Source organism: Serratia sp. T13T92 (assembly GCF_047530105.1).
In the GTDB taxonomy this organism is placed as follows: domain Bacteria; phylum Pseudomonadota; class Gammaproteobacteria; order Enterobacterales; family Enterobacteriaceae; genus Chania; species Chania fonticola.
In genome coordinates this window covers 20216-37641 of record NZ_JBLJAK010000008.1, presented here as the reverse complement: position 1 = coordinate 37641, position 17426 = coordinate 20216, and the positions used below count along the sequence as shown (strand labels likewise).

23 protein-coding genes are annotated in these 17426 nt (G+C 51.1%); all 23 read left to right on the top strand.

From position 1 onward, the window contains the following. Window positions 1–340 precede the first annotated feature (340 nt). The 23 genes from ACMV5I_RS10800 (at window position 341) to ACMV5I_RS10690 (ending at window position 17422) form a co-directional block, all read left to right on the top strand. Entirely contained in the window at window positions 341–724 is a 384-nt protein-coding gene (locus ACMV5I_RS10800) for a phage holin family protein (protein WP_253083386.1), read from the top strand. Next, window positions 714–1202: a glycoside hydrolase family 104 protein gene (locus ACMV5I_RS10795; protein WP_414824322.1), complete on the top strand. Its 489-nt coding sequence runs from the start codon at window positions 714–716 to the stop codon at window positions 1200–1202. Before ACMV5I_RS10800 ends, ACMV5I_RS10795 begins: the two co-directional genes overlap by 11 nt. After that, window positions 1199–1579 carry a hypothetical protein gene (locus ACMV5I_RS10790; protein WP_414824321.1) on the top strand — a complete coding sequence of 127 codons (381 nt, stop codon included), beginning with the start codon at window positions 1199–1201 and terminating at the stop codon, window positions 1577–1579. The genes ACMV5I_RS10795 and ACMV5I_RS10790 overlap by 4 nt, the downstream gene beginning before the upstream one ends. A gap of 10 nt (window positions 1580–1589) precedes the next feature. Next, the gene (locus ACMV5I_RS10785) at window positions 1590–1757 is read left to right on the top strand and encodes a hypothetical protein (RefSeq protein WP_414824320.1); all 168 of its coding nucleotides are present in this window, start codon (window positions 1590–1592) and stop codon (window positions 1755–1757) included. A 178-nt stretch (window positions 1758–1935) separates the two neighbouring features. Continuing rightward, a complete protein-coding gene (locus ACMV5I_RS10780; protein WP_414824319.1) occupies window positions 1936–2799 on the top strand; it encodes a DUF6236 family protein in 864 nt (287 codons plus the stop codon). A gap of 106 nt (window positions 2800–2905) precedes the next feature. Beyond that, window positions 2906–3550 carry a hypothetical protein gene (locus tag ACMV5I_RS10775; protein WP_414824318.1) on the top strand — a complete coding sequence of 215 codons (645 nt, stop codon included), beginning with the start codon at window positions 2906–2908 and terminating at the stop codon, window positions 3548–3550. Between the two features lie 253 nt (window positions 3551–3803). Beyond that, window positions 3804–4373: a hypothetical protein gene (locus ACMV5I_RS10770; protein ID WP_414824317.1), complete on the top strand. Its 570-nt coding sequence runs from the start codon at window positions 3804–3806 to the stop codon at window positions 4371–4373. Next, window positions 4315–6423, top strand: a complete 2109-nt coding sequence (locus ACMV5I_RS10765) for a phage terminase large subunit family protein (protein ID WP_414824316.1) — start codon at window positions 4315–4317, stop codon at window positions 6421–6423. Before ACMV5I_RS10770 ends, ACMV5I_RS10765 begins: the two co-directional genes overlap by 59 nt. 8 nt (window positions 6424–6431) lie before the next feature. Beyond that, the gene (gene gpW / locus ACMV5I_RS10760) at window positions 6432–6695 is read left to right on the top strand and encodes a gpW family head-tail joining protein (protein ID WP_209527011.1); all 264 of its coding nucleotides are present in this window, start codon (window positions 6432–6434) and stop codon (window positions 6693–6695) included. Beyond that, window positions 6695–8341, top strand: coding sequence for a phage portal protein (locus tag ACMV5I_RS10755; RefSeq protein ID WP_253083397.1), 1647 nt, complete (start codon window positions 6695–6697; stop codon window positions 8339–8341). Before gpW ends, ACMV5I_RS10755 begins: the two co-directional genes overlap by 1 nt. Further along, complete coding sequence (locus ACMV5I_RS10750; protein WP_414824315.1) at window positions 8338–9198, top strand: S49 family peptidase; 861 nt, start codon at window positions 8338–8340, stop codon at window positions 9196–9198. Before ACMV5I_RS10755 ends, ACMV5I_RS10750 begins: the two co-directional genes overlap by 4 nt. Window positions 9199–9201: 3 nt before the next feature. Continuing rightward, window positions 9202–9744, top strand: coding sequence for a hypothetical protein (locus ACMV5I_RS10745; RefSeq protein ID WP_414824313.1), 543 nt, complete (start codon window positions 9202–9204; stop codon window positions 9742–9744). Then, window positions 9744–10145 carry a head decoration protein gene (locus tag ACMV5I_RS10740; RefSeq protein WP_414824312.1) on the top strand — a complete coding sequence of 134 codons (402 nt, stop codon included), beginning with the start codon at window positions 9744–9746 and terminating at the stop codon, window positions 10143–10145. The genes ACMV5I_RS10745 and ACMV5I_RS10740 overlap by 1 nt, the downstream gene beginning before the upstream one ends. A 102-nt stretch (window positions 10146–10247) precedes the next feature. After that, window positions 10248–11297: a major capsid protein gene (locus ACMV5I_RS10735; RefSeq protein ID WP_209527021.1), complete on the top strand. Its 1050-nt coding sequence runs from the start codon at window positions 10248–10250 to the stop codon at window positions 11295–11297. Between the two features lies 1 nt (window position 11298). Next, window positions 11299–11679 (top strand): hypothetical protein, encoded by a 381-nt coding sequence (locus ACMV5I_RS10730; RefSeq protein ID WP_414824311.1) that lies wholly within the window; start codon window positions 11299–11301, stop codon window positions 11677–11679. Next, window positions 11679–12026, top strand: coding sequence for a hypothetical protein (locus ACMV5I_RS10725; protein WP_414824310.1), 348 nt, complete (start codon window positions 11679–11681; stop codon window positions 12024–12026). Before ACMV5I_RS10730 ends, ACMV5I_RS10725 begins: the two co-directional genes overlap by 1 nt. After that, window positions 12023–12565, top strand: a complete 543-nt coding sequence (locus ACMV5I_RS10720) for an ATP-binding protein (RefSeq protein WP_414824309.1) — start codon at window positions 12023–12025, stop codon at window positions 12563–12565. Before ACMV5I_RS10725 ends, ACMV5I_RS10720 begins: the two co-directional genes overlap by 4 nt. 4 nt (window positions 12566–12569) lie before the next feature. Further along, on the top strand, window positions 12570–12764 hold the full coding sequence (locus tag ACMV5I_RS10715) for a DUF2635 domain-containing protein (protein WP_223665235.1): 195 nt from the start codon (window positions 12570–12572) through the stop codon (window positions 12762–12764). Further along, the gene (locus ACMV5I_RS10710; RefSeq protein WP_414824308.1) at window positions 12761–14266 is read left to right on the top strand and encodes a phage tail sheath subtilisin-like domain-containing protein; all 1506 of its coding nucleotides are present in this window, start codon (window positions 12761–12763) and stop codon (window positions 14264–14266) included. Before ACMV5I_RS10715 ends, ACMV5I_RS10710 begins: the two co-directional genes overlap by 4 nt. Before the next feature lie 9 nt (window positions 14267–14275). Further along, complete coding sequence (locus tag ACMV5I_RS10705) at window positions 14276–14644, top strand: phage tail tube protein (protein WP_223665058.1); 369 nt, start codon at window positions 14276–14278, stop codon at window positions 14642–14644. A 2-nt stretch (window positions 14645–14646) separates the two neighbouring features. Further along, window positions 14647–14937, top strand: coding sequence for a phage tail assembly protein (locus ACMV5I_RS10700; protein WP_209527033.1), 291 nt, complete (start codon window positions 14647–14649; stop codon window positions 14935–14937). A 120-nt stretch (window positions 14938–15057) separates the two neighbouring features. Further along, window positions 15058–16923 (top strand): transglycosylase SLT domain-containing protein, encoded by a 1866-nt coding sequence (locus tag ACMV5I_RS10695; protein ID WP_414824306.1) that lies wholly within the window; start codon window positions 15058–15060, stop codon window positions 16921–16923. A gap of 61 nt (window positions 16924–16984) precedes the next feature. Next, window positions 16985–17422 carry a hypothetical protein gene (locus ACMV5I_RS10690; RefSeq protein ID WP_414824305.1) on the top strand — a complete coding sequence of 146 codons (438 nt, stop codon included), beginning with the start codon at window positions 16985–16987 and terminating at the stop codon, window positions 17420–17422. Window positions 17423–17426: the final 4 nt, after the last annotated feature.

The window sequence follows — 17426 nt, the reverse complement described above, 5'->3', positions numbered from 1 at the left end:
TGGGGGAAGTCTGAAACGACCCCGACATATGCCCAAGGGCATGGGCGCGGCCACTGCGGAGTGTGGCAAATCTGGCAAGCCTCCGCCAATTGTAAGCGAGGATAGGAACTGGTCTTACATATTCCAGCGAACCAGGACCGAGATAAGCAGGATCACAATCTGAGTAATACCCAGCCAATTTCTTGGCAGAACGGCTGCGCTTATGCGTGGCCTTTTTCATTTAGCCTCCCGCCAAAACAGTCAATCACATCGAACATTACTTATCGCAGAGTGACTACGGCGGGCGGCTAACCCCTTTACACCACCCGATGATCGGGCTGAGCCCCGGCAGGGGGAGGTCATGAAAATGCCTGAAAAAGATCCAAGTTGGCTCACAGCACTTGTTGCGTTCTATTACCACCATTCCCCAGGCATTAACGGGTTTATCGTCGCTTTTATAGTGGCATTTCGCCGAGTTGTTTGGGGCGGTGGTAAGTTGCGCGCAGGAATAGGGGAAGGGGTTGTTTGCGGGATTGTCGCCGTATCAATCAGCCCGGCCATCGCGCCAATTATCGTGTTTCTGGTTCACTCCATTCCTTGGCTTAATGGTGCTATGGCGACTGTGGCCGCTGGTAAGATTGAAATATTCGTCAGCTGCATGATCGGTATGATCGGTTTGTCAGCTATCAGGGAGTTTGTATTGCGGATTGCCCGCAGGGGAACGGGAGACTCGAATGCAAACTAGCAATAATCTCCGGGCGTTCCTCGATATGTTGGCCTGGTCGGAAGGGACATCAACTAGCCCGGCAACCAAGAACAACGGCTATGACGTTATCGTGACTGGAATTGATAAAAAGCCAGAAGTGTTCACCGATTTCTCTGACCATCCTTTCAATAAAGGCCGACCTTCGAAGGTGATCAACAGCAAGGGGCTGACATCGAACGCCTCCGGCAGGTACCAACATATGCTGCGAGACTGGGGGCATTACCGGAATTTGCTCAAGTTGCCTGATTTCGGACCTGAATCTCAAGATCGTTGGGCTATCCAGCTTATTAAAGAGCGCCGAGCGCTTCCAGATATTGAAGCTGGCAACATCACGTTGGCCATCAGTAAATGCCGGAACATCTGGGCGTCACTTCCCGGAGCTAACTATGGTCAGCCAGAGCATAAATTGGATCGACTGCTTGCACAGTACAAATCGGCTGGGGGTCGCCTAGCATGAATCCACTTACACGCTACGGCCTGATTGGCGTTGTGATGCTGGTTATCTGTCTGGGCGCGGTTAGCGCTGTACTGAACCACAGGCTCGATAATGCTAATGAGGCAAACCAGAAGCTTAGCAAGGCTAACAAAGACCTCAACAAGGCGGTGTCAGATCGTGATGAAACCATCACCGCGCTAAAAGGGTCAATCGACGCTGACCGGCGAGCGACCGAGGAGCAACTGAAGATCGAACAGCAGAAGAGGGCCAAGGCCGATGCTGAAAACGGAAAATTACGCCAGGCGCTGGAGCATAGCGACTATAGCAATCAGCGCTTGCCTGATGATGTTATCGACATCCTGCGGGGTAAGAACGCCACCCCCGCCAGCGCCCCCTAAGCTGATCTACGTGTACCCGCCCGCTGTACTGCTTCAACAATGCGAACAGACCCTGTTTACCGGTACCACGTTCGGTGAAGCCGTGCTGGCGCTGCAGGTGGCGCAGAACGAGCTGGACGTGTGCGCATCTCGCATCGAAGGGGTGATTAAGTGGAAGAGGGATAACGGGCGAAAGTAGCATTACAGAGCATCTATACCTAGGACGAGACGGTGAGCTACACCTTGGCGCTGCAAACAGCTTTTTTGATATGCGCTAGGCAGGTGGGAACGATAAATCGGTGGCGTATAGGACTACCTGAGGAATGAGGTAAATGATATGCTCATCTTTCATTCAATCTTAAAATGGAAGAGAATTAATGAAAAGAGGCATTGTTACATTTCCTTGTTCCTTTAAAGAAATATCAAATGGGAATGGCTTCACTACTAGAGATGAATTATCCGCCATTGATATCAACTACTATACTTTATACTGGGATTCGATAATCATAAGTAATATGGAAATGTTCCATTTTCCAATTCCAAATGAGGAAGAATTGATATCATGCGGGGTGATAGAGCGACCCATCTTACCAATTAAATACCCTATACACTCAGGTGATATCCCTAACCAGTTTTTGAGCTCTCAGTCTGGCTTGCTGGATTATTTAAGAAAAGAGCAGAAAGGAACAGATTGGCGTTTGCATCAAAAAGGCGATACTTTCGTATCAACAAATGAACAGTCAAAATTACAGGATACGTTAAGGCTGGAGATTACCAACGCCCTACCTGTCCCAGGAAGTGATGTACCTTTATGTGATATATTGGAATTTAAATTAAGGCGTGCTGATGAACTATCAGCTTTGCATGTATATCTTGAAGAGTTATATAAAGAAGTTATGACATCTCATGACTTTCACTTAGCCAGAGCATCCGCTTACTCCGGACTAGTTAAAGCTATAGATGATATCAACACTCTTAATAACGAAGGATGGAAAACTCTGTTTAAAATGAATGTCACAGCATCATATGAAACAGATGTCAATAGTATCATTACGGGGGCATTATCTGCATACACTGCTGCATCATTGACAGATGCGGTAACGACTGTTTTGACCGGTGTAGGTGGTTTTGTTTTAGGTGGTTTGAAAATAAACTCAGCAAGACAACGGGTTTTAAATGGTAATGAAGGAAGTCTTGTATATCTTTCAAATGCTTCTAAAGAACATATAACCACCTTGTGATTTCAGTTGATGCTGCATCTGATTATTTCAGGGCTGAGGTTATAACAGCCCTTTTTGTAATGATTGCCACCTTGTTTTTAAATTAATTATTCCTAGTAGGTAACGTATGGCTGGAATAAAAGAACTGTCAGCACAGCTACAGAAGATTAAAAAACAGGTGCCTTTTGCTACTGCGCAGGCGTTGACCAGTGTTGCCAGAAAGATCGAGGCTGCTGAGAAAGTTGCATTTCAGCGCCATCTGGATAATCCAACACCGTTTACCGTCAATTCTGTTCGATCGTTTGGTGCCCGAAAAAACAGCCTCACTGCCAAGGTGTTCGTGATGGATACCGCTGCCAGCTACCTGGAGCCATTCGAGTTTGGTGGTCAACATAAGCTGAACAGCCAGGCACTGCTAAACCCCAAGAGCATTAAGCTGAACAAGTACGGCAACCTAACGCGAAACAAGATGAGCCAACTCAAGGCTAAGGCTGATGTGTTCGTTGGGGAAGTCGGTGGTGCAAACGGCGTGTGGCAACGTACCAAGGCCAAGAAAGGCAAGAAGGGTAAGAAGCGGCGTAAGCGCTCTGCCAACGGTACAAGGCAGCCACGCATGAAGATGCCAGCGCCAAAGCTGCTGATCCAGTTTGGTGATGCGCTGCCGGTCAAGCCAACACTTGGTTACTTCGATCGGGCACAAGCTATGGCCAGTGCATTGATGCCGACAGAACTGAGCAGGGCAATGGCCGACGCGATGCAAACGGCGAAGTGATGCCAGGCTGCCCCCTCTGGGCCTCCAGAAAAAAATGGGTCCTTCCTAGCACTTTTGTAAAGCACGGGCATTGCGCGCCGTGCAGTTTCACCAGCTAAATATTTTTCATTTTGTGTCCCATGTCCCACAGGTGGATTTCTCGCTAACCCGCATCCCAGCGGCGTTTACCTGATTTTCCGGGTGGGACATCGGTGTGGGACACAAAAAATGTCCCACACCGATGTCCCAATGTCCCATTGATGCGGAATGTCCCATGACCACGATGACGCAAGTTGACTATGCCAAGCATGCCGGTGTTGATCGCAAGACCGTCGGGCGCTGGATTAAAGCGGGCAAATATATTGTTCTCGATGGTGAATTAATCGACGTTGAGGCGAGCGATAAAGCCTTGGCCGCTTTGCGTGATAGCAAAGATCCGCGGGCGAAAAATGCTGCAAAGAAAAAGCCAGTTATCGCTTCGGCTGCTCCAACTGACGATGACAGCACGGAAGCAACTGTAAAACAGATCATGTTGGCATTCGGCGCAGAGATGTCTCGGGAAGAAGCCAGCAGAGTAAAAGAGAACTATTTGGCGTTATTAACAAAGCTGGAGTTCGAAAAAGAGGATGGGCAATTGGTGGATCTGTCTGTAGCCGAAGATGTCTTATTTAAAGCTTTTCGAGCACAGCGAGATGCCTGGATGAACTGGCCTTCTAGGGTAGCACCTTTGATGGCGGCTGATCTGGATGTTCCCGCCGATAGAATGACCGAGGTGTTAATAGAACATGTCCATAAACACATCTCCGGACTTGGTGAACCCGAATTTAACACAGACGAAACATGATCGATTAACCCTAAGCATTCGCAAGGCCTGGACCCCTCCACCCCGGATCAGTGTGCCTGACTGGGCTGACGAATTCCGTAAGTTGGCGAAAGAGGCAGGAAGTACGTCTGGGGACTGGGATACATCGACAGTAGAGATTGCCCGTGGCCCCATGCTGGCCGCCACAGAATCAGGGGTTCACATCATCACGGTGATGTGTTGTACCCAGCTCATGAAAACGGCATTGCTGGAAAACCTCTTTGGCTATTTTGCTCATCTTGATCCTTGCCCGATGCTGTTGCTCCAACCCAAAGAGGACGCGGCAGAGCAATTTTCCAAAGAGCGTATCACCCCGCTGATAAGGGTTACCCCGGCGTTAAGGCGCTTGGTCGGCGGTAATAAGCAGAAAAACTCGAAAGAGACATTGCTGTATAAATCATTCACGGGTGGCTTTCTTGCCCTGGCTGGTGCTGGTAGTCCAGACAACCTGGCGCGGCGACCGATCCGCGTTCTGCTTGCTGATGAGGTTGATAAATATCCGATTACCCGTGAGGGGGATCCTATTACCTTGGCTGAAGAACGCACCGCTACTTTTGGCCTTAATTGGTTATCTGTTCGTGCGTGTTCGCCGACGGTAGAGGACGAAAGCCGAATTGCGGCCAGCTATGCGGACTCCGATCAACGTCGAGCCTCGATTGCCTGTCCTCACTGCGGGCATCGCCAGTTTCCTGATTTCTTTAAACATGTCCATTGGCCATCTGAAGGGGATAAGCACAATACAAAAGCGGCGATGCTTTATTGTGAAAGCTGTGGTGCCGGCTGGTCTGAAGGTGAACGCCTCCGGGCGCTGAGAACAATTCAGTGGCATCAAACCAAGCCGTTCGAATGTTGCGGTCAGCGCCATGTCCCATTAAATATTTATGAGCAAGCTTGGCATACCGACGATCAGACCGCAGTGGGGCGGGTATGGCAGTGGTCAGCATCCGATCGCCACGCGGTGCATCGTGCTGTTTGCCCTACTTGTGGCGCTTTAGGGGTGGACAATATCCACGCCGGGTACCAGGCATCAAAGCTATTTAGCCCATGGCAAAAAGATAAACCCTCCGATATTGCGGAAAAGTACCTGCGCGCCAAAGGCGACCCTGATAAAGAGCTTGCTTGGTGGAATACCCAGATGGGGCTGCCACACCGTCCAAACTATGGAAAGCTTCTTCCGGTTGATGTCCTGCTTGCCAGGCGCGAGGTTTTTGAAGCCGAGGTTCCTGATGGTGTCGCGGTTCTCACTGCTGGCATTGATACACAGGCAGATCGCCTTGAAATTGAAGTGATCGGATGGGGTAAGGACGAGGAAAGTTGGTCGGTGGCATATGACGTCATAGAGGGAGATCTGGAAACTGCAGAACCCTGGACACGCTTAGATGCCTACCTGCAGCAAATATGGCGCCGAGCCGATGGCCGGGGTTTCAAGATTATGGCCGCATGCCATGACTCCGGTGGCAACCATACCCAAAAGGTGTATGAATTTGCCAAGGCGCGCCTAGGTCGCCGTGTTTGGGCAATCAAGGGGGAATCTGCGACAGGAGGTAAACGTTCACCGATCTGGCCTAACAAGCGGCCAACGGCGCGGAGCAAGAGCCAGTACAGGCCGATAATCCTAGGTGTTAACTCGGCGAAGGACTCGGTTCGGTCGCGACTACATATAGAAAACCCTGGCCCAGGCTACATGCACTACTCCACCGATCGTGACATCGGTTACTTCACACAGTTGACTGCCGAGCGTTTGGTGATGAAAGAGGCAGCCGGCCAACGGTATAGCGTTTGGGAATTGCCTGCAGGCAGGGCTAACGAAGCGCTGGACTGTCGCGTTTATGGCTATGGTGCACTGTGCGGCTTGTTGCATATGGGTTTTAAATTGAACGCATTGGCAAACCTAATATCTACCAACCCAGATCGTTTATTGCCGCCGCCAGAGGAACCTGAAAGTAAGCCAGATTTACGGTTGCCGGGTGTCATTATTGAAGAGCCTGATAAGCCAAAACGCAAACGCCTGTCTCAAATTTTGCCATCTTAAGGATCCCTATGTTTAACCCTAACACTAGCCTGCTGGCCGGTGCGATGACGCCTGAGCAATTGCAGGCCGCATTGGCAAAGGCGCAGCAGGCATATATTGACCTGGCTGCCGGATCCCGTGGTGTGTCGTTTTCTTATACGCAGGGTGATGGCACACGTTCTGTTTCCTACCAGCAATCCTCTATAGCTGACTTGATGGCGCTGATCCAGTTGCTGCAGGCTCAGTTGGGTATTGTTCCCCGCCCGCGTCGGCCTATGAGGTTTAGATTCTGATGAGTGACATCAAGATTTTAGGCCCAAATGGGCAACCACTCGCTCCGTCGAGGTCAAAGGCGTCCATGCTGGTGGGCGGCAGTCGAGTTCCTTACGATGCGGCTGACTCATTCAGTGACCAGTTGGCAAACTGGCAGCCAGCGCTGTGGTCGCCAGATAATGAGATCAATATCTACCGCGATCGCATTGTCTCCCGCGTGCGGGATTTGGCGCGTAATGACGGGTGGGCCAGTGGCAGTATCACCAGGGTGCTGGATAACGCCGTTGGCGCGAACTTTCGCCCCATCCTGAAACCTGATTACCGCATGCTGGCGTTGATGACTGGCAACAGTGCATTCGACGCAACCTGGGCGGATGAATACGGCAAGGTTATAGAGGCACACTGGCGGTCATGGGCGCAGGATGACCCTGGCCGTTTTTGTGATGTTGAGCGGAAACAGACCGTGTCTCAAATGCTGCGGTTGGGTTTCCGTCACAAGCTTATTGATGGGGATGCGTTGGCGATCCTGCAATACCGTCCCGACCGGCTTGGCCGCGGGCGAGGCCGCTATGCAACAACAGTGCAGATCGTTGACCCTGATCGCCTAAGCAACCCGCAACAAAACTTTGATATGCCCAACATCCGCGGTGGTGTTGAAATTGATGGTGATGGTGCACCGGTGGCATACCACATCCGTGAGGCGCATATCGGCGACTGGTGGAGCGGAGCCAAAACGATGACCTGGCGGCGTATCCCGAGGGAAACCGACTGGGGGCGGCCACATGTGGTGCACGATTATGATCATGAGCGTGGTGCTCAGCATCGGGGTAACGGCATGCTAACACCGGTCGTTCAGCGCCTGAAAATGCTCATCAAGTATGACCAGACAGAATTGGAAGCGGCGATTTTGAATGCGGTCTTCGGTGCTTACATCACCTCGCCGTACGATCCGCAGATGGTTGAAGCAGCGATGGGGGAAGCCTTCGACGACACCAGTATTGGTGCTTACCAAGATGGCCGTGTTGATTTTCATAAAGATCGCCGAATTTCTCTGCAAAATGGCGCTAGAATGCCGATTTTGTACCCCGGTGAGGATGTCAAAGCCGTCAATGCTGCGCGCCCGCACAGCAACTTTGAAGTATTCGAAAGCGCTGCTTTACGCAATATTGCTGCTGCCACGGGGCTTTCTACCCAGCAGGTAACACAGGACTGGTCAGATGTTAACTACAGTTCCGCCCGTTCTGCGATGCTGGAAGCATGGAAAACGCTGACTCGTCGGCGTGATGACTTTTCTGCGGGGTTTGCCCAGCCGATCCTCTCTGCGTTTATCGAAGAAATCCATGATACGGAAGATTTACCGCTGCCAGCCGGCGCGCCGCATTTTCTCGACGCTAGGGCTGCTTATTGTCGTGCTCGCTGGATGGGGCCGGGACGTGGCTGGGTGGATCCGGTAGCAGAGAAGAAAGGCGCAATCCTCGGAATGGATGCAGGCCTTTCAACGCTGGAAATGGAAGCAGCGGAAAACGCAGGCGAAGACTGGGAAGAAATGCTGGATCAGCGGCAGCGTGAAATTGCCGCCTTTAAAGAGCGTGGGCTTCCACTTCCAAGCTGGGCACAGGCCGAAATGTTAGCTCCAGAAACAATAAAAGATCCGGAGGCAGAGTGAATTTACCGCATCTGGCGCAGCGACTGTTTAATACGCCGCTGGCGCTTCACCCGCAAAAAGCCGAAGTGGTCATGGCTGCCATGATGGACCGTTTCGGCATAACCCGCATCAACACCCTGGCATCGGATTGGATGGGCGATGACGACACCTTCACCCGAAAGGCCCGAAAGCAGGATACTGGTTATGACGTGGTGGATGGCGTAGCGATCATACCCGTGCAGGGAACGCTGGTCCAAAAACTTGGATCGTTACGCCCATACAGTGGCATGACAGGGTATGACGGTATCCGGCAATCATTCCTCACAGCAATGAATGATCAGGAGGTGAAAGGTATTTGCCTGGATATTGATTCACCTGGTGGGGAGGTTGCCGGTTGCTTTGACCTGGTGGACGAGATTTATCACGCCCGCGGTTCTAAACCGATCCACGCCATCCTGACCGAAAATGCCTATTCAGCGGCTTATGCTATTGCCAGCGCTGCCGATCGCATACACGTCCCGCGCACTGGCGGTGTGGGGTCTGTTGGCGTCATCGTTATTCACTGTGACTGGTCACAGCGGATTAAAGAAGATGGCCTGGCGGTAACCATCATTACCTATGGCGACCGCAAAGCCGAAAGCAATCCTTACGTCAAACTGACCGATCAGGCCCGTGCCGCGATCCAGGATGATGTGGATACGATGGGTAAGCTTTTCGTCAGCACGGTAGCCCGCAATCGGGGTATCACTGAGAAAACTATCCGCAATACCCAGGCTGCCTGTTTCCTGGCGGCTGATGGCGTACAACTGGGGCTGGCTGATGCAGTCATGACCCCTGACGCCGCATTCCGAAAATTACACAATGAAGCAGGAGCTTAACGTATGTCTTACTCAAAGTTTGCCCACCTGATGGGTTTTAAGAAAAAAGCCTCTGAAGATGAGGACGACGACAAAGAAAAAGGTAAAAAGGCGAAATCCCGCCACGCGGAAGAAGAGCGTGATGAGGAAGACGCTGAAGAGGACGATGACGACAAGGATATGGAAGACGACGATGATAGCGATCCTGATGCCGAAGACGACGATGCTGGCGCCGAAGAAGACGATAGCACCGACGTGAAGAAAGGCAGCCGGGCAGAGCGCAAGCGTTGTGCCGCTATTTTTGGCAGCAAGCATGCTGCAGGTCGTCCGGATATGGCTGCACACCTGGCGTTCAATACCCGCATGAGCGCGCGTGAGGCGATCGGCACGTTAGCTGCTATGGGGCCAGCCACTGCCGCACCGACTAAACGATCGTCCCTTGATGAGCGTATGCAGGCAGAACAGGTTCGACTGGGGCCCGATGCTGGCGGTACAGCGGCAACGGGTAAAAATGCGCTGGTGGCCAAGATGACCAGCCTCTATGACACTGCACGAGGTACTAAGTAATGGACCAGTTTGGACAAAACCAATTTGCACCCGGCATGAAGAGCTCGGTGTTTGTGCCTGATCAGCTTGTATCAGGGCCATTGCAGCTTGTCACCGATTCGGTAACGATCGGGGTTTCTGGTGTGCTTAAGCGTGGAACCGTGCTTGGTATGGTCACTGCGTCGGGATCGTATATTCCGAGCAAAAAAGATGCGACCGACGGCAGCGAAAAGCCGGTTGCTATCTTGGTCGACAATGTGGATACCACCACAACAGCACAAACGGGCGGCGTTTATCTGATGGGCGAGTTTAATCAAAATCGTCTCATTTTCGATGCTACCTGGACAATTGCTGGCTTGAAGGCTGCCTTACGACCATTGGCCATCTTCCTGCGCGACGGCATCCAAGCGCCAATCTCCTGATTTAACCTTTTCGAAAGCGTAACTGATGCCAATTCTTTGGCAGGGTTTCACTCGTCCTGAATTCTGGCCAGCCGCGTCGCTGGCATCATAAAGAGACTGAATATGGAAAACATTTTTGATACCAGCGTGCTGGTGCAGGTCGTCCCTAACCTGAAGACCAGCCAGAACTGGCTTCTGGATCGCTTCTTCCCGAACGTGGTGACTTACGAGACGGAAGAAGTGGCTATCGACGTAGACGTGGGTCTGCGTCGCATGGCGCCATTCGTATCGCCGCTGGTGGAAGGTAAGTTGGTCGAAAGCCGTAAATACCAGACCAACACCTTCAAACCTGCTTACATCAAAGACAAGCGTGCTCCAGACCTACGCAAACCCATCCGCCGGCAGATTGGTGAACGCATCGGTGGTGAGTTTACTGCAGCCGAACGTGAAATGCTGAACCTGCAGTTTGAGATGGCCGATCAGATTGACATGATCAACCGTCGCCTCGAATGGATGGCGAGTAGCGCGATGGTATCTGGAAAAGTCACAGTGAGTGGCGAAGGTTACGAAACAAAAGTAGTTGATTTTGGACGTTCATCTGATTTGACCATCACTCTGAGCGGCAGTGACAAATGGCCGCTTACTGTGGCTGCAGGGGCAACAAACACCCAGCCATCGGATGATATTGAGGTGTGGCAGACGCTGATCCTTAAGAATTCCGGTGCTGTGCCGACCGACCTGGTGTTTACCAGCAAGGCGTGGAGAGCGTTCCGACTGGACACCACCATCAAGGATAACGCCATCACCTTCCCGGCGCTGAGCCCGTTTGGTAACCAGGTCAATGCTGGTCCACAGGCCCAAAAAGGGGCTGTCTATAAAGGGCGTTGGGGTAACTTTGACCTGTGGCTGTACAACGACTGGTTTATTGACCCTCTGGACAACGTTGAAAAGCCGATGATCCCAGACGGTGCAGTAATTATGTCGGGCGCCGATCTGATGGGTACTCGCGCGTTTGGTGTGATTCTGGACCCAGCTTTCAATTATGGTCCTTTAGCCTATGCCCCTAAAACTTGGGTGAAAGAAGATCCTGCCCAGCGTCTGCTGATGACTCAGTCTGCACCACTGGTCATTCCAAGCCGGGTAAACGCTGCACTCTGCGCTACGGTGGTGTGATATGAAGCAACCAAAACGGCAGGACAGTGAATTGGGCGGCTTGCCGCCCGAGTTACTGGTAGATGGTCAGGAAGCTGGAAAATCGTTGAAGGTTGACGATCAGCAGCTGGATACTCCTGGCGACACGGACACCGATGGTGATGATTTGGATCAGGAGCCGGATAAAGAAACGCTGGGTGATGGGCTGGTTTCTGTGGTGGTCATCAAGGGCAATACGGTACGGCATGACGGGCGAGACTTTACCGAAAACCGAACGTTGACGCTTTCAACCGAGGATGCCCAGCGGCTGATCGGGTTGGGCGTTGTGGCTGATGTTGATCAACTCCGCAAGCTGGCATTGCTTCGCAGCGCACCGACCGTATCTGTGCAATCGGGGGAATAATGGGAATCAACTGGGATCAGCATTTGCTCGCACCATTACACGGCGTTTTTGGTGACCCGGTTGAGTACCGACCTGGTGGCAGCGGTACGCCTTACATCATCAGCGGCATCTTTGATCGCGCCTATACGCAGGATGTGGAGCCGCTGGATGACGGTAGCACTATCAATACCACATCGCCGGTGCTTGGTGTGCGCGATAGTCAGTTCCAGGCACCACCGAAACGGGGTGATCGAGTGCTGATTGGCATTGTCGGTGGTGTGCCGGTAAACACTCTGTTTGCCATCGCCGATATACAGCCGGACAGCCACGGTGGGACCAAGCTTATTCTCAACAAGGTGAAAGTATGAACGCCAAAGGGGTAAGGCTGCTGGTCATCGATGCGTTGAAGAACAAAACCGATGCCGGTGATCGGGTTTATTCACCGCGGGACTGGTCAACTACGGCGGATATGTATCCTGTGATCCTGGTGCAGACCCCGATCGATGTGAAGAACTCACTGGGCCGCAATGTTCCCCAGTTCACCACTGTGACCACTGTACGCATTACCGGCCGTTTGCAGGAGCTGGACGATGAAACAGAGGACAACGGGGCGGAAAAAGCAGAAGAGGCACTGGAGCAACTGCGCGAGCAGATAGAGCGTGCAGTGATCAACAGCTATGAGCTGACCCGAAAAATTCAGCAGTTTCTGCAGGTGAGATCGACAATTGGTGTGGATGCTGGAGGGGAGGGGCATACCGCGCAGTTGCTGATGGAACTGGATATTGAATATTACCAGGGCCCGGAAGAGTTCTATGAAATCGACGCTGACCCCCTCGAGGGGATAGATGTAGAGATCTCCATGCCGGACGGCACCCCTGTACCACTCGTAAAAATCGATCTGGAGTAACCCTATGTTTGTGAAACCCGCACCGGGCCGCGTTGTGCGCGATCCGGTCAAGGGCACTTTTTTGCCTGAATCCGGCGAACAGGTTCCTGACAATATCTTTTGGGGGCGCCGCATAAAGGACGGCGATGTAGAAGCATTCGACCCGAACGCGGCGGTAAAACCGGCGGCTGGGAAGAAAGGCCAGGAGAATGATCAATGACCGTTCCATTTAATCGCATCCCGTCAAACCAACGCGCGCCATTTTTCTATGCTGAATTTGATAACTCAATGGCCAACACGGCCACTGCAATTCAGCGCACGCTGTTGATCGGGCAAATGCTGTCAACCGGCACGGCAACGCCTGGCCTCGCACAGAAAGTATCCTCTGACTCTGCGGTTGCAGGCATTTGTGGCAGCGGCTCAATGCTGCACAACATGATGACGACGTACCTGGCTAATGACATTTCGGCGGAAATCTGGATCCTTCCGCTGTCTGATGGCACCACGGGTACTGTTGCGGCCACCGGGAAAATTCAGATTTTGAGTGCGGCCGCCGCGACCGGTGTACTGTCCCTGTATATTGCGGGGATGCGTGTACAACTGACCGTTGTCAGCACAGACGATAAAGTTGCTGTGGCTGCTGCGGTCGCAGCGGTGATCAACGGTCAAAGCCGGTTACCTGTAACAGCTGCTGTAGATGGCGCCGCTACCGACACCGTTAATCTGACGGCGAAAAACAAAGGTGCTCACGGTAACAGCATCGATATCCGCCTCAATTATCAAGGGGTGGCTGGCGGGGAAGAAACGCCTCAAGGAATGACGTTGAAGATCACCTCGATGACTGGTGGTTCTGGCGCTCCGATTTTGACGGATGCACTGGGCAACCTGCAGGATCGGGCGTTTGATTTCATCGTTAACCCATACACGGACACCACTTCACTGGATACCGTGAAAGACTTCCTGTCTGATGCAACCGGGCGATGGTCCTATGCTCAGCAGCTTTACGGGCATTCGTTCGGGGCGCTGGCGGGCACGTACGGTTCATTGTCAGCGGCAGGTTCAGCGCGCAATAATCAGCATGAAACGCTGTTGGGCATCAATGGTTCACCGACCCCCGCCTACCTGTGGGCAGCTGCGTTAACCGGTGCTATTGCGCCGAGCCTACGCAACGATCCAGGCCGACCAACGCAAACGCTGACCATCAGCGGTGTCCTGGCACCACCACTGGAAAGTCGCTTCATGCTTATCGAGCGCAATAACCTGTTGTACAGCGGCATTTCCACCTTCACGGTGGCTGATGATGGCTCAGTGCAGGTTGAAAAGACGATCACCACTTACCAGAAGAACAAGTTTGGTGATACTGATGACAGCTACCTGAACATTGAGACCTTGTTCCTGCTGATGTTCGTCACCCGTTTCCTGCGTACCCAGATCACTTCGAAGTTCGGCCGCATGAAGCTGGCTAACGACGGTACGCGATTTGCGCCAGGCTCGGCCATCGTGACGCCGAATGTGATCCGTGCCGAACTGATCGCGCAATACCGCACGCTGGAATACAACGGTTATGTGCAAGATGCAGCAGCATTTTCCAAGACGCTGCTGGTGGAACGTAACAGCAGCAATACAAAGCGCGTGGATGTGCTCTGGACTGGCACGCTGATCGACCAGTTGGAAATTTTTGCACTTCTCAATCAATGGCGCAGAGCTGAAACCGCAGCCTAAGGAGGTCTTATGGGTGATACAACTAACCGCTTGGCCGGTACCGCTTATGTAACTGTTGACGGTATTACGGTGATGGTTGCGGGCCAGTTTAAATATAGCGTTTCAAAGGTTGAGCGCACGACGTTGACTGGGATGGATTGGGTTCATGGGTATAAGGAAAAGCCCAGGGCTCCGTTTATTAGCTATCAAGGGCGTGACAGTGGCGGAACCTCTCTCGAGGGATTGAATGACGCCACAAACGTTACTGTGGTTGTTGAGCTGGCAAACGGCAAAACAATCATCGGTGAAAATATGTGGTCTGTGAACACGCAAGATGTTGACAGTGAAGAAGCCACTTTCGACATGCGCTGGGAAGGCGGTTCGGTCAAGGAGTATTAATTATGCTGGAAGAATCCAAAACTATCACGCTTAAGAAGCCTTTGGAAACGGGAGGCGGAAAGCTCGTTTATTCCGAGTTGGAGCTGAAAGAACCTGTGCTTGTGCAGGCTGAGCAGTTTTACGAGCGCAGGGAGCAAAAAGGCGCACTTAACGCTATGCGCCTGCTGATCAGCCTGGTTTCTGGCGTACCAGAAGGCCCGCTAGCCAACATGCATTTTACCGATTACAAGCGTTGCGAGGTGTACATGTTGGGTTTTTTGAGCTTCGATCCCTCGAAGGATGGCAGCAGTTAGCCGCTGAGGTAACGAAGTATTATGGATGGGGGCCGCAGGATGCATGGGCCCTGAGCCGTACCAGGTTGAATTTCTGGGCCGAACAGGCGCGCAGGATGAATAAGATAAAGGCAGGCAAAAATGGCTAACTCGTTTGATTTTGAACTGCATGCCGATGATCAAGTTTCGGCTGCTATTCAGCGGATTGATGATGTCGTTAAACGGCTAAATCCATTATTGGAAACGACAACTGACAATCTGAAGCTTGGTGGCCAGGACTCTCTTGATGGCTTGGATTCATTGAGCGAACGCCTGTCACAAATCTCAACCTTTGCGTGTGATAACGTACAGTTTATCGGCGATATGGTGCCTCCGTTGAAAATGGTCGGCGAACTTGGGGGAAAGCTTGGCGGAGCACTAAAATTTGGCGCAGCAGGAGCGGCTGCGTACGGTATTGGTAAGGGGGTTGCCTACATGGCTGGCAGTTTGCAGGATGCCAGCCATAGCGCCTATGAGCTAGATGTAGCAGCGAAAAACGCAGGCATGCGGGTTGATGATTTCTCCCGCTTGTCTGGTGCTATGCAGATTTTGGGGGCTGATGCAGCATCTGCCAATCAGTCAGTTGAAGGGCTATATGCTACGTTCAATGATGCGCTTCAGGGGAGAAACGATAAGACACTAGCTATGCTGACACAGATCGGCGTCCAGATCGTCAGAAATAAAGACGGTACCGCTGATGTGTTGAAAACTATGGAAAGACTGGCACAGGTCATTCCAACACTATCTTCAGAAACGCAAAAAACTGTGACCGATACCATGGGACTGGATGCTGCAAGCCTGGCTTTATTAAGAGAGGGTCTCAGGTTAAAAAACCTCTTGGCAAAATCAGACAAGTTTGGCCTAACGGTTGATCCACAATTAAACAGCGAATTGACAGCGCTTGATCGGGTTATCAATGAGCTTGGTGCGTCATACGATGGATTAAAGCAGCGCACTAAAAACAAGATTTTTGAGGGGCTGCTATCAGACGGATCAGTTAAAGATGGGCTGGAAGGTATAACGGATGTTTTTTCTAACGGATTGGACAGTATTTCGCTTGGCCATGCGATTGGTTTAAATAGGGGGAATGAAGCTGAACAGTTGCGCTGGGGGTACAATAATCCAAAGTTTTATGAATCGCTTGGAGAGTGGGATAAGATTGCCCTTGATTATGGCTATATGACTGACGGGTATCGTGAAAAGTACCAAGCTTGGCAAAGACCCAATAATGCTGTAAACCAATTGCAAAAGGATTTAAAGGCGGCTAGCGCCCCTGAACCTAACAACGTAATGAATCCGATAGATCAAGCTTTAGGTGGCTCCCAAGAACAGAAGCGATTATCACAGTTAGAAATCCAGCATAATCTCCCTCAAGGATTACTTGATAAGGTTTGGAAAACTGAATCATCCAGAGGAAAAAAAATGCTCTCTTCTGCTGGTGCTGAAGGTCATTTTCAGTTCATGCCTAATACAGGCAGAGATTATGGTCTTAATACTACAGAGGACCGCATGGATTTTACCAAGTCAAGTGGTGCGGCCGCCCGCTACCTTTCTGACTTGTTGAAAATGTTCGATGGAGATGTGAAAAAAGCAGTTGCTGCATATAACTGGGGCCCAAAGAGAGTAAAAGAACTCGGTTTAGATCGATCCCCGCATGAGACGCGAAATTATTTACAGCAAATAATGCCAGGCCTACCCGCTTATCAACCCCAGGATGCGGCAGGTGATCAGCGTGGTGGCATCACTGATACATTGCCTTCTAGTAATGAGTTTTCTTCCATTCTTAAGCCTGAACAAAGAGATGGTAGCAGCGATTTGATATCAGCTCTCACCTCTTTGAATCAAACGTTGCAGGAAAGCAAAATGCAAGTTGAACTCACTCTCATCGACAGTAAAACCGGTGAGCGTCGCCGGGTTCCTGTTGATGCTGGTGGACGAGTATCGCTTTCCATGCAATCTTTAAGTTGAATGGCTAATTCATTCTAAATATGCTATCAGTAAGTTACTTAATCACTACTAGGGAGTTGTTGTGAAGCATATTATATTATTGATTTTATTCATGTCTTTACCTGCATTTTCTGCACCTGTTGATGTTGTGGCGGCGAAAAGTGCGGCAGGAATGTGGGGGCTTGGTTGCGAGTATGGAAACTCTTATTTAAAAAGGCTCCTTAATGGAGAAGATAAGGCTGAAGCTATGGCTTCAGAGCTTCAGGGATTAGATGAAAAAATAAAAAACACCATCTCCCTGTATGAACAAAATAACCCTGTAGGTAAAGATGAGAAAAAATTCATTCTCGGTCTATATAATAAGTACTCTGTTGATGGTTTTAAATCTAAAGTTCATGATAATTTAATGAATTGCGAGATATCATCGCGAGTGGTTGAGATAAAAATCCTTAGGTCACTTCTAGGTGATATAGAAGCTAAAAGTGAGTTGGCTGATTGGGATTATTATAGATATCGCTAATTTA

Bases quoted from the DNA above. Each gene is read 5' to 3' on its own strand.
- ACMV5I_RS10800 (WP_253083386.1), top strand. From the start codon at position 341: ATGAAAATGCCTGAAAAAGATCCAAGTTGGCTCACAGCACTTGTTGCG.
- ACMV5I_RS10795 (WP_414824322.1), top strand. From the start codon at position 714: ATGCAAACTAGCAATAATCTCCGGGCGTTCCTCGATATGTTGGCCTGG.
- ACMV5I_RS10790 (WP_414824321.1), top strand. From the start codon at position 1,199: ATGAATCCACTTACACGCTACGGCCTGATTGGCGTTGTGATGCTGGTT.
- ACMV5I_RS10780 (WP_414824319.1), top strand. From the start codon at position 1,936: ATGAAAAGAGGCATTGTTACATTTCCTTGTTCCTTTAAAGAAATATCA.
- ACMV5I_RS10775 (WP_414824318.1), top strand. From the start codon at position 2,906: ATGGCTGGAATAAAAGAACTGTCAGCACAGCTACAGAAGATTAAAAAA.
- ACMV5I_RS10770 (WP_414824317.1), top strand. From the start codon at position 3,804: ATGACCACGATGACGCAAGTTGACTATGCCAAGCATGCCGGTGTTGAT.
- ACMV5I_RS10765 (WP_414824316.1), top strand. From the start codon at position 4,315: ATGTCCATAAACACATCTCCGGACTTGGTGAACCCGAATTTAACACAG.
- gpW (WP_209527011.1), top strand. From the start codon at position 6,432: ATGTTTAACCCTAACACTAGCCTGCTGGCCGGTGCGATGACGCCTGAG.
- ACMV5I_RS10755 (WP_253083397.1), top strand. From the start codon at position 6,695: ATGAGTGACATCAAGATTTTAGGCCCAAATGGGCAACCACTCGCTCCG.
- ACMV5I_RS10745 (WP_414824313.1), top strand. From the start codon at position 9,202: ATGTCTTACTCAAAGTTTGCCCACCTGATGGGTTTTAAGAAAAAAGCC.
- ACMV5I_RS10740 (WP_414824312.1), top strand. From the start codon at position 9,744: ATGGACCAGTTTGGACAAAACCAATTTGCACCCGGCATGAAGAGCTCG.
- ACMV5I_RS10735 (WP_209527021.1), top strand. From the start codon at position 10,248: ATGGAAAACATTTTTGATACCAGCGTGCTGGTGCAGGTCGTCCCTAAC.
- ACMV5I_RS10730 (WP_414824311.1), top strand. From the start codon at position 11,299: ATGAAGCAACCAAAACGGCAGGACAGTGAATTGGGCGGCTTGCCGCCC.
- ACMV5I_RS10725 (WP_414824310.1), top strand. From the start codon at position 11,679: ATGGGAATCAACTGGGATCAGCATTTGCTCGCACCATTACACGGCGTT.
- ACMV5I_RS10720 (WP_414824309.1), top strand. From the start codon at position 12,023: ATGAACGCCAAAGGGGTAAGGCTGCTGGTCATCGATGCGTTGAAGAAC.
- ACMV5I_RS10715 (WP_223665235.1), top strand. From the start codon at position 12,570: ATGTTTGTGAAACCCGCACCGGGCCGCGTTGTGCGCGATCCGGTCAAG.
- ACMV5I_RS10710 (WP_414824308.1), top strand. From the start codon at position 12,761: ATGACCGTTCCATTTAATCGCATCCCGTCAAACCAACGCGCGCCATTT.
- ACMV5I_RS10705 (WP_223665058.1), top strand. From the start codon at position 14,276: ATGGGTGATACAACTAACCGCTTGGCCGGTACCGCTTATGTAACTGTT.
- ACMV5I_RS10700 (WP_209527033.1), top strand. From the start codon at position 14,647: ATGCTGGAAGAATCCAAAACTATCACGCTTAAGAAGCCTTTGGAAACG.
- ACMV5I_RS10695 (WP_414824306.1), top strand. From the start codon at position 15,058: ATGGCTAACTCGTTTGATTTTGAACTGCATGCCGATGATCAAGTTTCG.